The organism is Bacillus sp. C1 (assembly GCF_054570475.1).
Window position 1 is genome coordinate 1 of the sequence record NZ_JBTMZT010000009.1, and the last position, 15,997, is coordinate 15,997.

A 15,997-nucleotide genomic window follows, 5' to 3' on the forward strand; every position below is an offset into this window, starting at 1 on the left:
TTGCATGTATTAGGCACGCCGCCAGCGTTCATCCTGAGCCAGGATCAAACTCTCCAATAAAGTTAGTTTGTCTAGCATCTAAAATAAAAATTGACGTTTCACGTTGTTTGTTTCGTTTAGTTTTCAAAGTTCAACATCGCGTTTCAGCGACTTTCATAATATATCATAGTATATTATTTTCGTCAACAAGTTTTTTTGATAACTTGTATCGCTCATTTGCTGACTCTGCCTATTATATAAGCTTTTCTATTACTATGCAAGTATTATTCTAAAAAAAATAAGAGAGGAAGACTTCCCCTCTCTTATTCTTCAGAAGAAGCCACTTCGCTTTCTTCATCTTCGTCATCTTTTTGTGCTTTTGCTACTGTCGCTACCTCTTGTTCATTTTCTAATCGAATTAGACGAACACCTTGTGTATTACGTCCCATTTGAGATATTTGATCAACCGGCATACGAATAATAACACCCGCTGCTGTAATTAACATAATGTCTTCTTCACCTGTTACAGACTTAACAGCTACTAACTTACCGTTTTTATCTGTAATGTTACATGTTTTCAGACCTTTACCTCCACGGCTTTGCAAGCGGTATTCATCAATTGGTGTACGCTTTCCGTAACCATTTTTCGTTACAATTAAAACATTTACATCCTCTTCGACAATTTCCATACCTACAACTTGATCTTCATCACCTAATGTAATAGCTTTTACACCCGCCGCATTACGTCCCATAGAACGTACATCTTGTTCATTGAATCGAATTAACATACCATTGCTCGTTCCGACGATAATATCCTTATCACCAGATGTTAAGCGTACAGAGATTACTTCGTCCTCTTCACGAAGAGAAATTGCAATTAAACCGTTCGTACGTATATTTGCAAACGATGAAAGAGGAGTTCTCTTAGAGATACCTTGTTTCGTTGTGAAGAATAAGAATTGATCGTCACCAAATTCACGAATTGGAATAATGGCGTTGATCCATTCACCTTTATCTACCCCTAATAGGTTAATAATCGGTATACCTTTTGCTGTACGACTATACTCTGGAATTTCGTATCCTTTCGTACGGTATACTTTACCCTTGTTTGTGAAGAATAAAATATGATCATGAGTAGACGTTGTTAATAAATGTTCAACAAAGTCATCATCATTCGTACCCATTCCTTGTACACCACGTCCCCCACGGTTCTGTGTTTTGTACGTAGAAGCTGGTAACCTTTTAATGTAACCATTATGAGTAAGTGTAATAGCGATATTTTGCTCTGGAATTAAATCCTCATCCTCAATAGATTCCATACCGCCAATTGTAATTTCTGTACGTCTCTTATCATTGAAACGTTCTTTTACTTCAGCTAGTTCTTCACGAATAATTTCAAGGACTTTTTCTTCGTCTGCTAAAATCGCTTTTAATTCCGCAATTAGCTTCATTAAGTCTTGATATTCCTGTTCGATTTTTTCACGTTCTAATCCGGTTAGACGTTGCAAACGCATATCTAAAATCGCTTGCGCTTGTTTCTCGCTTAAACCGAAACGTTCCATTAAGCCTTGTTTTGCAATATCAGCCGTTTTTGAACTACGAATTAAGGTAATAACTTCATCAAGATGATCTAAAGCAATGCGTAATCCTTCTAAAATATGAGCACGCGCTTCCGCCTTCTCTAATTCATAAGCGGTACGTCTACGAATTACTACCTTTTGATGTTCTAAATAATGATATAAATTTTGTTTTAAGTTTAGTACTTGTGGCTCTCCATTTACAAGAGACAACATATTAATACCGAAACTTGTTTGAAGTGCTGTATGTTTATATAGATTATTTAATAGTACATTGGCATTGGCATCACGACGTACTTCCATAACAATACGCATACCATTTCGATCCGATTCATCACGTAAATCTGTAATACCTTCAATTTTCTTATCACGAACTAATTCTGCAATTTTTTCAATTAATCGCGCCTTATTAACTTGATAAGGTAGTTCAGTTACAATAATAGATTGTTTACCATTAGCTCTCTCTTCAATTTCAACTTTAGCACGAAGTATAATAGAACCGCGTCCTGTTTCGTAAGCTCTTCGAATCCCACTTCGTCCCAAGATTAAACCTGCCGTTGGGAAGTCCGGTCCTGGAATACATTCCATTAATTCCGCAATAGTAATGTCAGGATTATGACTTAATGCCAATACACCATCAATTACTTCTCCAAGTTGATGTGGCGGAATGTTTGTTGCCATACCAACTGCAATACCCGTCGTACCGTTTACTAATAAATTAGGGAAACGCGCTGGTAATACAATTGGCTCCCTTTCAGAACCATCGTAGTTATCTTGATAATCAATTGTATTCTTTGTAATATCACGAATTAATTCCATAGAAATCTTAGACATTCTTGCTTCTGTATAACGCATTGCTGCCGCTGAATCCCCATCAACAGAACCGAAATTACCATGTCCGTCAACAAGCATGTAACGTTGACTAAAATCTTGCGCCATACGTACCATTGTTTCATAAACAGCTGAGTCACCATGCGGGTGATACTTACCAATTACTTCGCCGACAATACGCGCCGATTTCTTATATGCTTTATCAGCGGTAATTCCTAAATCATTCATTGCATATAAAACCCTGCGATGTACAGGTTTTAATCCATCACGAACATCTGGTAGTGCACGAGATACGATAACACTCATTGCGTAATCTAAAAATGAGGTACGCATTTCGTGACTAATATTAATCTCTCGAATTCGTGCTTGTTGTTGATTATCTGACATCAACGAGCACCTCCTCTTACATTTCCGTTACACATACATTGATTTATATGTAGAAGACAGGAACGCTCACATTCCTGTCATTACTTAAATATCAAGGTTTTTCACGTATTTTGCATTTTCTTGGATAAAATTACGACGTGGTTCTACTTTATCACCCATTAAAATTTCAAACGTTTCATCCGCTTCAATTGCATCTTGAAGGGAAACTTGAAGTAACGAACGTACTTCTGGGTCCATTGTTGTTTCCCATAGCTGAGTTGGATTCATTTCTCCAAGACCTTTATAACGCTGAATTCCTGGTTTCGGCTGAGCTGGTAGCTCCGCTAATATCTTTTCAAGCTCTTTATCGTTGTAAGCATATTGAATTTTTTTACCTTGTTGTATTTTAAACAACGGTGGCTGTGCAATATATATATAACCATACTCAATTATTTGACGCATATAACGATAGAAGAACGTCAATAATAGGGTACGAATATGCGCGCCATCAACATCAGCATCGGTCATAATAATAACTTTATGATAACGAGCTTTTTCAATATCAAAGTCTCCACCGATATTTGTCCCGATTGCTGTAATAATTGTACGAACCTCGTCATTAGATAAAATTTTATCTAATCGTGCTTTCTCGACGTTAATAATTTTACCTTTAAGCGGTAAAATTGCCTGAAAATGACGATCGCGCCCTTGTTTAGCCGAACCACCTGCAGAGTCACCCTCTACGATATAAATTTCGCTGATTGCTGGATCTTTTGAAGAACAATCCGCCAATTTACCTGGTAGACTCGAAACTTCTAACGCACTCTTTCTACGCGTCAATTCACGAGCCTTTTTAGCAGCTACACGTGCGCGTGCTGCCATCGTCCCTTTATCTACAATTTTACGTGCAACATTCGGATTTTCTAGCAAGAACTTTTCAAACGCCTCTGAGAATACAGACTCTGTAATCGTTCTCGCTTCACTATTTCCGAGTTTCGTCTTTGTTTGGCCTTCAAATTGTGGATTTGGATGTTTAATTGATACGATTGCTGTTAAACCTTCACGAACATCTTCACCGGTTAAATTACTATCCGCATCTTTTAAAATGTTATTTTTACGGCCATAATCGTTGATTACACGTGTTAGGGCAGTTTTAAACCCTACCTCATGCGTACCACCTTCATACGTATGAATATTATTTGTAAATGAGTAGATATGATTTGTATATCCTTCGTTATATTGAAGAGAAACTTCAACCTGAATTCCATCTTTTGAACCTTCAACATATACAGGCTCTTCATGGATTGGTTGTTTTGAACGATTTAAATGCTCAACATAAGATTTAATTCCACCTTCGTAATGGAACTCTTTCTTTTGCTTATGTTCACGCTTATCTTCAATTGTTAATTTAATATTACGATTTAAAAACGCCAACTCACGCATACGAGTTGCTAACGTATCAAATTCGTATTCTGTAGTCTCTTTAAAAATCTCTGGATCTGGCTTGAAGCGAGTTATCGTTCCTGTTTGATCTGTATCACCGATAACTTTTAAATCCGCGACTGGAATACCTCTTTCGTATTTTTGGTAATGGATTTTACCATCACGATGTACAAATACTTCTAGTTCTGTTGATAAGGCATTTACAACCGATGCCCCAACACCATGTAAACCACCAGAAACTTTATAACCGCCACCGCCAAATTTACCACCAGCGTGAAGGACAGTCATAATAACCTCTACCGCAGGACGTCCCATTTTTTCTTGTATACCAACTGGAATACCACGTCCATTATCCGTTACACGAATACTATTATCTTCTTCGATACTAACGTTAATTTCATCACAATATCCTGCTAACGCCTCATCGATACTATTATCGACAATTTCCCATACAAGGTGGTGAAGTCCTTTTCCACTCGTAGACCCGATGTACATACCCGGACGTTTTCGAACTGCCTCTAATCCTTCAAGGACCTGTATTTGACTTTCATCATATGAATTTTCCTGCATTTGCTTTTGTTCCATTGACACCAAGATCACCTACTTTTCCATTTAAACAGAATTATGTTCTGTCTATTTCACAATCTACCGTGCCGCTTTTCACATGAATTGTTTTCGCTTGCTTCAATGTTTCGTGTTCAATTCCGTCGACACTCGTCGTTGTCACAAATGTTTGCACTTTTCCTTGAATTGTATTTAACAGATGTGATTGACGATAATCATCTAACTCTGATAATACATCGTCTAATAAGAGGATTGGATATTCCTTCACCTCTGAATAAATCAATTCAATTTCAGCTAACTTTAGGGAAAGTGCGGTTGTTCGTTGTTGTCCTTGTGAACCAAAGACTTGAACATTTTTACCGTTAACGAAGAATTGTAAATCGTCACGATGAGGACCGATTAAAGTTGTACCACGGAAAATTTCACGTTGTCTCACAGATTGAAAACTTTCATAGTATACTTCTTTTATTTTCGACAAATCCATTGATTCTGATACATCTACGCTCGGTTTATAGACTATTTCTAACTCCTCTAATCCTCTACTAATACCACGATGGATTGGAGCAGCCCATTCTTGTAGTAAATTCAAAAACTCAAAACGCTTCTGCAATATTTTTGTACCGTGTTCAATGATTTGCATTGTAAATACATCCAGCATCGTGTCCTCATTTTTACTATTCCCTTGCATTTTTTTTAGCAAGTGATTTCGTTGTGTGAGCACTTTTTGATATTGACTTAGTTCATACAAATAAATAGGTGCTATTTGTCCGAGTTCCATATCCAAAAAGCGTCTTCGTACTTGAGGGCTTCCTTTTACAAGATTTAAATCTTCTGGGGCAAACATAACAACATTCATTTCACCAATGTATTGGCTTAACTTTTGTTGTTCTAGTTGATTTAATTTTGCCTTTTTACCTTTTTTAGAAATATTGAGTTCTAAAGACAAGGAACTGTTTCTTTTTTGTAATCTACCTTTTATTTTACCATACTCCTCATCCCACCGGATAAGTTCACGATCATTCGAAGTTCGATGAGATTTGGCCATCGCTAATACATAAATAGCTTCCATCAAATTCGTTTTTCCTTGAGCATTTTCACCAATAATTACATTTACTTTATCCTCAAAGGAAAGATCTAGATATTCATAATTGCGATAATTTTTTAATTGTAATTCTGTAATATACAAAGGGCTCCCCCTTTATGCTTGAACTTGAAATGTTCCGTTCCCCGGAATTTCAACAATATCATTTGCATATAACTTTCGGCCTCTTCTATTTTCAAGTTCTTGATTGACGTATACTTCATACTCTTGTAAGAACCATTTAACAGCACCGCCTGTATCAATTACATCAGCTAACTTCAAAAATTGTCCTAGTGTAATGTACTCTGTTGAAATCTTAATACGTTTCATAAAATCTCTCACTTTCTGAAAGTGTTCATTCTTTCATTGTACTAAATAAACCACCATTAGGAAAGTCATACCCTTAAAAGTACATGTTCAAAAAGGAAGATGAAGATGGTTAAGCAGTTCGAGGTGCGGAAATTAGAAGGATGTATGGTGTAGATGAAATTACATAAGGACCGAACTGGCAACGAAGGTTAAGAAATCCGATAGCTATTTCCACCTGACTTTTTAAACATCCTTCATAACCAAACAAGGGCCACTAGCATATTTAAACTAGCAGCCCTCACCCTCATCTAGTAAGTACGAACCGGTAAAATTAATTGGATAATAGAATTATCATTTACTGTACGAATTAAGAATGGTCTCATCGCTCCAGTAAAACTAATTTTAATTTCTGTACTATCTAACGCTTTTAATGCGTCCATCATATATTTTGCACTAAAGGAGATTTTTAATTCTTCCCCTTCTACCATTTCACATTGAACTTCCTCAACAACTTTCCCGATTTCTGGAGAATTCGAAGAAAGTTCTAACATTTTTTCTTCTAACGTCGATAATTTCACAACATTATTACGACCATCTCTGGCAAGCAACGAAGCACGATCAATCGCCTGTAAAAATTCTTTTGTATTTACAAATATATCTGTTTTACTCTCCGCTGGAATTAAACGTGTTGTATCTGGATAATTTCCTTCTAACAATCTTGAGAAGAATAATAAATGTTTCGTTCGGAATAATACTTGATATTCTGTAATAACGATATCTACCATTTCTTCAGACTCATCTAAAATTTTACTTAATTCATTCAAACTTTTCCCAGGGATAACAACATTCGCTTGGAATTCATCAGAAATTGTATGTCCTTCAATTTTTGCTTTGCGAAGTGCTAGTCTGTGACTATCTGTTGCAATACAAGTTAACTCGCTGTTATATACCTTCCAGTTTACACCTGTCAAGATCGGACGGGTTTCTGAAGTTGAAACAGCAAATACCGTTTGACGAATCATATGTTTTAATAAATCTGTTGGAAGCTTAAATACGTGATGTTCTTCAATTTGCGGTAATAATGGATATTCTGCAGAATCTAAACCGTTTAAATTAAACTCTGATTTTCCAGATTTTATTTTTGTCATAAAATGATTTTCTACAGAAATTTCTACTGTGTCTTTTGGTAATTTTTTAACGATTTCGCTAAAATATTTTGCTTGTAAAACAATACTTCCTGATTGTGCTATTTCAACAATTTCTTTTCCGTTTTCTTCAACTGGGATAAAGGATTCAATTGAAATATCAGCATCGCTTCCTGTTAACGTAACACCTTCTTCAGTTGCTACAACTTTAATTCCTGTAAGAATTGGAATTGTTGTACGAGAGGAAACTGCCTTCATTACATCTTGTACACTTCTTACAAGATAGTCTTTTTGAATTGTAAAACGCATAATGAAAACCTCCGGCAAATATAAGATTTTATTTATTAAATTAAGATAAAAAAATAGTAGTAATAGTAATAGGGCTTGTGGATATGTGGATAACTCAGTTTAGAGACGGAAAAACAGTCTATCTACATGTGGATAGACTGTGTGTAAAACAGGGAAAGTTATTCACACTATTCAGCTACTACTTTAAAATATCGTTGATTTCTTCAACTTGTTTTTGTAATTGTGTATCGGTTTTTAATAGCTTTGAAATTTTTTCATGAGCATGGATAACGGTTGTATGATCGCGTCCACCGAATTCTTCGCCGATTTTAGGTAAGGATGAATCTGTTAGCTCACGTGATAAATACATTGCAATTTGACGAGGAAATGCAACCGATTTTGTACGTTTTTTTGCTTTAAAGTCCTCTAATTTGACTTGAAAAACATCTCCTACCGCTTTTTGAATATCATAAATAGAAATAATTTTTGGCTTAGAATTTGGAATAATATCTTTAAGGGCTTCAGCAGCTAAATCGGCATTAATATCTTTATTAATTAAAGATGAATAAGCAACAACTCGAATAAGTGCGCCTTCTAATTCACGAATGTTTGAATCAATTTGATTTGCGATATAGAGCATAACTTCGTTTGGGATATCAAGGCCTTCTGCTTTCGCCTTTTTTCGTAAAATCGCAATTCGTGTCTCTAAATCTGGAGGTGTAATATCTGTAATAAGCCCCCATTCAAAACGGGAACGAAGACGATCTTCTAATGTCGGAATCTCCTTTGGCGGTCTGTCACTTGAGATTACAATTTGTTTACTCTCCTCGTGTAGTGCATTAAATGTGTGGAAGAACTCTTCTTGCGTCTGTTCTTTTCCAGCAAGGAATTGAATATCATCTATAAGTAAGACATCAACATTACGATATTTATTACGAAAATCGACTGCTTTATTATCACGAATTGAGTTAATGAATTCGTTTGTGAATTTTTCAGATGATAAATAAACGACTTTGGCATTCGGATTATGTTCAATGACATAATGGCCGATTGCATGCATTAAATGCGTTTTTCCAAGCCCAACTCCCCCGTAAATAAATAGAGGGTTATAGGCTTTTGCTGGTGCCTCAGCAACTGCTAATGAAGCTGCATGAGCAAAGCGATTCCCAGAGCCAATAACAAATGTATCAAATGTATATTTTGGATTTAACATGCTCTGTGGTAAGTGATTGGACTCATCGTTCATTCTTGCCTTTTTAACAGGAGGATAGTCAATCTCCTCTTCAGTTTGACTTTGGGGAATAATAAAACGAATGTCTAATTTTGCTCCTGTTAAATCATAAATTGTTTCTGAAATCAGCTCTGAATAATGAGATTCTAACCAGTCACGAGCAAATTCATTTGGAGCTGTAATCGTTAATATATTTTTTTTCAAAGCATGCGCTTTGGTGGACTTTAGCCATGTTTCATAACTTGGTTTACTAACCTTTTTTTCTAGTTCTTTCAAAGCGCTATTCCATAAATCAGAGATATTTTCCAAAGGTGTCCCTCCTTTACAAAGATGGTAAAAGAATAAGGTTGCGCAACGATTGTACAACCTCAAAATAAGAAAATGTATATTTATACGAAACGTATTTTAAAACTAAAAAACGTCGTTTGTATACGAGATAGAGTTTTCGACAAAAAATACAATTGTGGACAAGTACTTACGCACATGTGATTATAACTGTCCACATGTTATACACAATTTGTGGATAAATCAAAGTTGTGGAAAACTTATTCCAAGGTGAAAACACAACTATAATATCAAAAAAAGATAGCGATAGCAATGGAATTAGGAAAGTTATCCACAAAATCAATACCTTGTGGAATAAACTTGTCCACAATACGATATACTGTGTAAAAGTGAAAAAATAATTTGTGGATATAAAATTATAAAAAATACATTATCCACAAGGAGATAAAACAACTGTGAAAAAAGATGTGAATAGGTCCAAAATGAATATTTGATGAAAATTTGGAGAACCATTGACATTTTCCTAGTTGATTAACTATAATTTATAAGACTGTCTTTAACAGATATTCCTCAGGGAGGTGTCATATAATGAAAAGAACTTACCAACCAAATAAACGTAAGCGCAGCAAAGTACATGGTTTCCGCAGCCGTATGAGCACAGCGAACGGACGTAAAGTGCTAGCAGCTCGTCGTCGTAAAGGAAGAAAAGTATTATCTGCGTAGACCACTGATCGTTCAGTGGTCTTTTTTTCTAGTAATAATGAATTTCCACTGATGAAATACAGGAGTGTCAATTGATATGAAGAAAAAGAATCGCATAAAGAAAAATGATGAATTTCAGGCTGTTTTTCAAAATGGAAAATCAAATGCAAATCGTCAGTTTGTGATATATCAGCTTGAGAGAGCTGAGCAACCATACTTTCGTATTGGTCTTTCCGTTAGCAAAAAATTGGGCAATGCAGTAGTACGTAATCGAATTAAGCGTATGATTCGCCAATCGATTGCAGAATTAAAAGATGAGATAGATTCTGGAAAAGATTTTGTTATAATAGCAAGAAAGCCTTGCGCTGATATGACGTATGAAGAATTGAAGAAAAGCTTAATTCATGCTTTTAAACGCTCAGGTATAAAAATAACAAACAAGTAGCGTAGAAAAAGGTAAATGAATTACACTATATACATACCGAAACAAGGAGGAGCAGGCTGTGAAAAAGAAGATAGGCTTACTAGCCATGGTTATTGCTTTAATGGCGATCACTGCGGGTTGTAGTGAAACGAATCAGCCGATTACACCGAAAAGCACAGGTATTTGGAATGAATATTTCGTATACCCGCTTTCTCAGTTAATCACGTATTTTGCAAACTTATTTGGTAGTAATTATGGTTTAGCGATTGTTGTTACGACTCTTATTATTCGTTTTGCGCTATTACCATTAATGATTAAACAAACGAAGAGTACGAAAGCGATGCAAGCGTTACAACCAGAAATGGCCAAATTAAAAGAGAAATATGCTTCTAAGGATCAAGCGACGCAACAAAAACTGCAACAAGAAATGATGCAGTTATATCAAAAGAATGGTGTAAACCCACTAGCGGGCTGTTTACCTATATTTATTCAAATGCCAATCTTATTCGCATTTTACCATGCGATTATGAGAACAGCAGAGATTAAGCAACATAGCTTCTTATGGTTTGATTTAGGACATGCAGATCCGTACTATATCCTTCCAGTGGTTGCGGCAATCACAACATTTATTCAGCAAAAACTTGCAATGGCAGGTACTGCTGGACAAAATCCACAAATGGCAATGATGATTTGGCTTATGCCAATTATGATTTTAATCTTCGCGATTAACTTCCCAGCAGCATTATCACTATACTGGGTAGTTGGTAACATCTTTGGTATTGCTCAAATGTATATGATCAAAGGGCCTGATATTAAGGCTAGTAAGGCTGGAGGATCAAGCAAGTGAGTATAATTACTGCTAAAGGACAAACAGTCGAGCTGGCAGTACAGAATGCTTTAAGACAATTAAAAGTTTCAAAAGATCAAGTAGATGTGAATGTTGTTGATGAAGGTAAGAGAGGATTCCTTGGCTTTATAGGGAATCGTCCAGCTATCGTAGAAGTTGTAGTGAAGAAAGATCCGATCCAAGAAGCTGAGCAGTACTTAAAAAGTGTTGTTCAACAAATGGGTGTGGAAGTGATGATTGCGAAAAGTGTAAAAGGTCGAGAAATCAAATTTACACTTTCTGGGAAAGATGTAGGGATATTGATCGGTAAAAGAGGTTATACGTTAAATTCTTTACAATATTTAACAAAACTTGTTGCGAATCGTAGTACGAAACAATATATAGGTATCACAATTGATGCTGAAAACTATCGTAGTAAGAGAAAAGAAACGTTAGAATCACTTTCTTATCGATTAGCGAAGCAAGTAATGGTAACGAAAAAAAATGTTGTGCTAGAACCAATGCCTTCTTTTGAGAGAAAAATTATTCATCAAGCGTTATCCAATCATCCAAATGTAATTACAACTTCTGAAGGTAAAGAACCACACAGGCATGTTGTAATATCTTCCAAATAACCGGTTGCTCATTTGAGTACCGGTTTTTTTGTGGCTATACAGAAAGTGTGGATAACTAAAAACACTAAACTTATCCACTGTGAATAAGTTTAGTGTTTTTTATATGAGGACATAATAAAATGAGTTATTATTCTTTTGTAGATAGGTTCGTTATGGTATCCTAATAGTTTAGTGAGAGAAAAAAATCATGTTGAAATAGAGAGAAATAAGTAAGCGAGGTGAAGGGACATGGATTTTGATACAATTGCTGCGATTTCCACAGCACTTGGGGAAGGAGCAATTGCCATTGTTCGAGTAAGTGGAGACGATGCGATTGAAAAGGTCAATCGCATTTTTAAAGGGAAAGATTTAACGAAGACTTCTTCCCATACAATTCACTACGGTCATATTATTGATTTAGATACAAATCAGGTGATCGAAGAGGTAATGGTTTCAATTATGCGAGCGCCGAAGACATTTACGCGTGAAAATATTGTGGAAATCAATTGTCATGGTGGTCTCGTTTCTGTAAATAAAGTATTACAACTTATTTTGGCTCAAGGAGTACGTTTAGCAGAGCCAGGTGAATTTACAAAGCGTGCATTTTTAAATGGGCGTATTGATTTATCGCAAGCGGAAGCTGTAATGGATTTGATTCGTGCGAAAACAGATCGAGCGATGAATGTAGCAATTAATCAAATGGAAGGACGATTATCCAAATTAATCGGCCGCCTTCGTCAAGAAATTTTAGAAACATTAGCTCATGTAGAAGTGAATATAGATTATCCAGAATACGATGATGTAGAAGAAATGACACACAATATTTTAATTGAAAAAGCCACATATGTTCGCGGTGAAATAAAAAAAATATTGGAAACATCTAAGCAAGGGAAAATTTTACGAGAAGGAATTGCAACGGCAATTATCGGAAGACCTAATGTTGGGAAATCCTCGTTATTAAATAGTCTTGTTCAAGAAAAAAAGGCGATTGTGACCGATATAGCAGGAACAACGCGCGATGTAATTGAAGAGTATGTCAATGTACGTGGTGTACCACTTAAACTGATAGATACAGCAGGAATTCGTGAAACTGAAGATGTTGTTGAACGAATTGGTGTAGAGCGCTCAAAAGAAATGATGGGGCAGGCTGATTTAGTTTTAATTGTAGTAAACTTTAGTGAAGCATTAACGAATGAAGATGAAGAACTATTCCATGCCGTGCAAGGAAAAGACTTTATTGTTATTGTAAATAAAACTGACTTACCAAAGCAAATTGATATGGAACGTGTTACACAATTAGCAGGTGAAAATCGTATAATTACAACATCGTTAATTGAAGAAAAAGGTGTAGATGAGCTTGAAAAAGCAATAGCGGACCTATTCTTTGAAGGAACAATTGAGTCAGCAGATATGACGTATGTTTCTAATGCAAGACATATTGGTTTATTAACACAAGCAGAAAAGACAATTGGAGATGCTATTGAGGCAATAGAAAACGGTGTTCCAATAGATATGGTTCAAATTGATCTAACAAGAACATGGGAAATACTTGGCGAAATTACTGGTGATACTATCCATGAAAGTTTAATCGACCAATTGTTCTCTCAATTTTGTTTAGGAAAATAACATAAAGGTGTTTTAGCAGGATAGATGATCTTAGGAGGAATAAATAATGGGATACAATGCCGGTTCTTACGATGTCATAGTAATCGGTGCAGGTCATGCAGGATGTGAAGCTGGTCTTGCAGCAGCACGAATGGGCTCAAAAACATTGATGTTAACAATTAACTTAGATATGGTTGCTTTTATGCCATGTAACCCTTCTGTTGGTGGACCAGCAAAAGGGATTGTTGTACGTGAAATTGATGCATTAGGTGGTGAGATGGGGCGTAATATTGATAAAACTCATATCCAAATGCGCATGTTGAACACTGGGAAAGGTCCAGCTGTACGTGCTCTTCGTGCACAAGCGGATAAATTTTCATATCAGCATGAATTAAAGAAAACAATTGAAGAAACACCGAACTTAACATTATGTCAAGGAATGGTAGAGCGTCTAATTGTTGAAGATGATGTATGTAAAGGTGTAATTACACAATCAGGTGCTGAATATACAGCGAAAACGGTTGTAATTACAACGGGTACATTTTTACGCGGTGAGATTATCATGGGCGATTTAAAATATTCAAGTGGTCCAAATAATCAACAACCATCTATTACATTATCTGAGCATTTGGAGGAGCTTGGTTTGGATCTTGTTAGATTTAAAACAGGTACACCTCCTCGTGTGAATAGCAATACAATTGATTATAGTAAAACGGAAATTCAACCTGGTGATGAAAAACCACGTGCATTTTCATTTGAGACGACAAAATTTATTATGGATCAAATTCCATGTTGGTTAACATATACGAGTGAAGAAACACATCGTCTAATTGATAGGAATTTACATCGTTCAGCTATGTATTCTGGTATGATTAAAGGAACGGGTCCTCGTTATTGTCCATCAATTGAGGATAAGGTAGTACGATTCAATGATAAACCGCGTCATCAAATTTTCTTAGAACCAGAAGGGCGTAATACGCAGGAAGTGTACGTACAAGGTTTATCAACAAGCCTACCAGAAGACGTACAACGTGACATGCTTAAAACAATTCCAGGTTTAGAGAATGTTGAAATGATGCGCACAGGTTATGCAATTGAATATGATGCAATTGTGCCAACGCAGTTATGGCCAACACTTGAGACGAAAAAAATTAAAAATTTATATACAGCAGGTCAGATTAATGGTACGTCTGGTTATGAAGAAGCAGCTGGCCAAGGAATTATGGCAGGGATTAATGCAGCATGCCGTTCTTTAGGGAAAAAAGAAGTTATTTTAGGTCGTTCAGATGCGTATATCGGTGTTTTAATCGATGATCTTGTGACAAAGGGTACAAATGAACCGTATCGTTTATTAACTTCACGTGCTGAATATCGTCTATTATTACGTCATGATAATGCAGACCTTCGATTAACAGAGATCGGTCATGAGATCGGTTTAATTCCTGATGAACGATATGAACGTTTCACGGCGAAAAAAGGAAAAATCGAGCAAGAGAAGGCACGTTTAGAAGGTCTTATTATTAAACCGCGTCCAGAAGTGCAAGAATTGATTCGTAGTATTGGTGGTAGTGAATTAAAAGATGGAATACGAGCAAGCGATTTACTACGTCGTACAGAAGTGACATATGAACATATTCGTCTTCTCGTGCCAAGTGAGATTGAAATTAACGATGAAATCGCTGAACAAGTAGAAATTCAGATTAAGTATGAAGGATATATTGAAAAATCCTTACAACAAGTAGAACGTATGAAGAAAATGGAAAACAAAAAAATTCCGGTCAACATTGATTATGATGCAATTTCTGGAATCGCTTCTGAAGCGAGACAAAAATTAAAAGATGTTCGTCCTCTGTCTATGGGGCAAGCATCCCGTATTTCCGGGGTAAACCCAGCTGATATTTCCATTTTACTTGTGTATATTGAACAAGGAAAAATTGCGCGAGTATCGAACCAATAAATAAGTAAGGGGATATGGCAAGATGAACATAGAACAATTTCAATCTATGCTAGGAGAAAGAGGAATTACCCTTTCTCCTAGACAATTAGAGCAATTTAAAATCTACTTTGAAACATTAGTGGAATGGAATGAAAAAATGAATTTAACAGCTATTACGGAGAAAGAGGAAGTGTATTTAAAACACTTTTTTGACTCGATTACAGCTGCTTTTTATTGTGATTTTTCAAAACCATTTTCCATTTGTGATGTAGGAGCGGGCGCAGGATTCCCAAGTATTCCATTGAAAATTTGTTTCCCACATTTAAAAATCACAATCGTAGATTCTTTACAAAAGCGTATCAATTTTTTAAATCATTTAGCACAAAAGTTAGAGTTAAGTGATGTTGCGTTCTGCCACGATCGTGCTGAAACATTCGGGAAAAAAGAAGGTGTTCGTGAATCATTTGATATCGTAATGGCTCGTGCGGTAGCACGTCTTTCTGTACTGAGTGAGTTGTGTTTACCACTTGTAAAAGTAGGCGGGACGTTTATAGCAATGAAAGGTGCAGCTGCTAATGAAGAAATTGAAAAAGGCAAGTATGCTTTAGAGGCGCTTGGCGGTGAACTAAAGGAAATTTCTACTTTCCAATTGCCATTCGAAGAAAGTGAACGTAACATTTTATCCATTACGAAAAAACGAAAGACACCAAAGAAATATCCGCGTAAGCCAGGAACACCCAATAAATTACCTATTGAAAAATAAATCTTATTAGACGTAAGATTAAATTATA

At 36.0% G+C, this 15,997-nt stretch carries 13 protein-coding genes and 1 rRNA gene; 7 read left to right on the forward strand and 7 right to left on the reverse strand.

Annotation, left to right across the window (positions count from 1 at the left end):
• From ACX5JI_RS19880 to dnaA, 7 genes are all read right to left on the reverse strand, one after another.
• A 16S ribosomal RNA gene (locus ACX5JI_RS19880) occupies positions 1–60 on the reverse strand; the annotation flags it as partial.
• Positions 61–302: 242 nt separating this feature from the next.
• The gene (gyrA, locus tag ACX5JI_RS19885; protein WP_459502769.1) at positions 303–2,774 is read right to left on the reverse strand and encodes a DNA gyrase subunit A; all 2,472 of its coding nucleotides are present in this window, start codon (positions 2,772–2,774) and stop codon (positions 303–305) included.
• Between the two features lie 84 nt (positions 2,775–2,858).
• A complete protein-coding gene (gyrB, locus tag ACX5JI_RS19890; RefSeq protein ID WP_459502770.1) occupies positions 2,859–4,781 on the reverse strand; it encodes a DNA topoisomerase (ATP-hydrolyzing) subunit B in 1,923 nt (640 codons plus the stop codon).
• Positions 4,782–4,818: 37 nt separating this feature from the next.
• Entirely contained in the window at positions 4,819–5,946 is a 1,128-nt protein-coding gene (gene recF, locus ACX5JI_RS19895; protein WP_459502771.1) for a DNA replication/repair protein RecF, read from the reverse strand.
• A 12-nt stretch (positions 5,947–5,958) separates the two neighbouring features.
• The gene (gene rlbA / locus ACX5JI_RS19900) at positions 5,959–6,171 is read right to left on the reverse strand and encodes a ribosome maturation protein RlbA (RefSeq protein WP_003194149.1); all 213 of its coding nucleotides are present in this window, start codon (positions 6,169–6,171) and stop codon (positions 5,959–5,961) included.
• Positions 6,172–6,458: 287 nt separating this feature from the next.
• Positions 6,459–7,604, reverse strand: coding sequence for a DNA polymerase III subunit beta (gene dnaN / locus ACX5JI_RS19905; protein WP_459502772.1), 1,146 nt, complete (start codon positions 7,602–7,604; stop codon positions 6,459–6,461).
• A gap of 178 nt (positions 7,605–7,782) precedes the next feature.
• A complete protein-coding gene (dnaA, locus tag ACX5JI_RS19910) occupies positions 7,783–9,123 on the reverse strand; it encodes a chromosomal replication initiator protein DnaA (RefSeq protein WP_459502773.1) in 1,341 nt (446 codons plus the stop codon).
• A 564-nt stretch (positions 9,124–9,687) separates the two neighbouring features.
• On the opposite strand from dnaA, the gene rpmH reads away from it, so the two are divergent.
• The 7 genes from rpmH (at position 9,688) to rsmG (ending at position 15,969) form a co-directional block, all read left to right on the forward strand.
• A complete protein-coding gene (gene rpmH / locus ACX5JI_RS19915) occupies positions 9,688–9,822 on the forward strand; it encodes a 50S ribosomal protein L34 (protein WP_000831901.1) in 135 nt (44 codons plus the stop codon).
• A 76-nt stretch (positions 9,823–9,898) separates the two neighbouring features.
• Positions 9,899–10,246: a ribonuclease P protein component gene (rnpA, locus tag ACX5JI_RS19920; RefSeq protein WP_459502774.1), complete on the forward strand. Its 348-nt coding sequence runs from the start codon at positions 9,899–9,901 to the stop codon at positions 10,244–10,246.
• A gap of 58 nt (positions 10,247–10,304) precedes the next feature.
• On the forward strand, positions 10,305–11,072 hold the full coding sequence (spoIIIJ, locus tag ACX5JI_RS19925) for a YidC family membrane integrase SpoIIIJ (RefSeq protein WP_459502775.1): 768 nt from the start codon (positions 10,305–10,307) through the stop codon (positions 11,070–11,072).
• The gene (jag, locus tag ACX5JI_RS19930; RefSeq protein WP_459502776.1) at positions 11,069–11,686 is read left to right on the forward strand and encodes an RNA-binding cell elongation regulator Jag/EloR; all 618 of its coding nucleotides are present in this window, start codon (positions 11,069–11,071) and stop codon (positions 11,684–11,686) included. Before spoIIIJ ends, jag begins: the two co-directional genes overlap by 4 nt.
• 228 nt (positions 11,687–11,914) lie before the next feature.
• Positions 11,915–13,291, forward strand: a complete 1,377-nt coding sequence (mnmE, locus tag ACX5JI_RS19935; protein ID WP_459502777.1) for a tRNA uridine-5-carboxymethylaminomethyl(34) synthesis GTPase MnmE — start codon at positions 11,915–11,917, stop codon at positions 13,289–13,291.
• Between the two features lie 46 nt (positions 13,292–13,337).
• Positions 13,338–15,227 carry a tRNA uridine-5-carboxymethylaminomethyl(34) synthesis enzyme MnmG gene (gene mnmG, locus ACX5JI_RS19940; RefSeq protein WP_459502778.1) on the forward strand — a complete coding sequence of 630 codons (1,890 nt, stop codon included), beginning with the start codon at positions 13,338–13,340 and terminating at the stop codon, positions 15,225–15,227.
• 22 nt (positions 15,228–15,249) lie between these two features.
• Entirely contained in the window at positions 15,250–15,969 is a 720-nt protein-coding gene (gene rsmG, locus ACX5JI_RS19945; protein ID WP_459502779.1) for a 16S rRNA (guanine(527)-N(7))-methyltransferase RsmG, read from the forward strand.
• Positions 15,970–15,997: the final 28 nt, after the last annotated feature.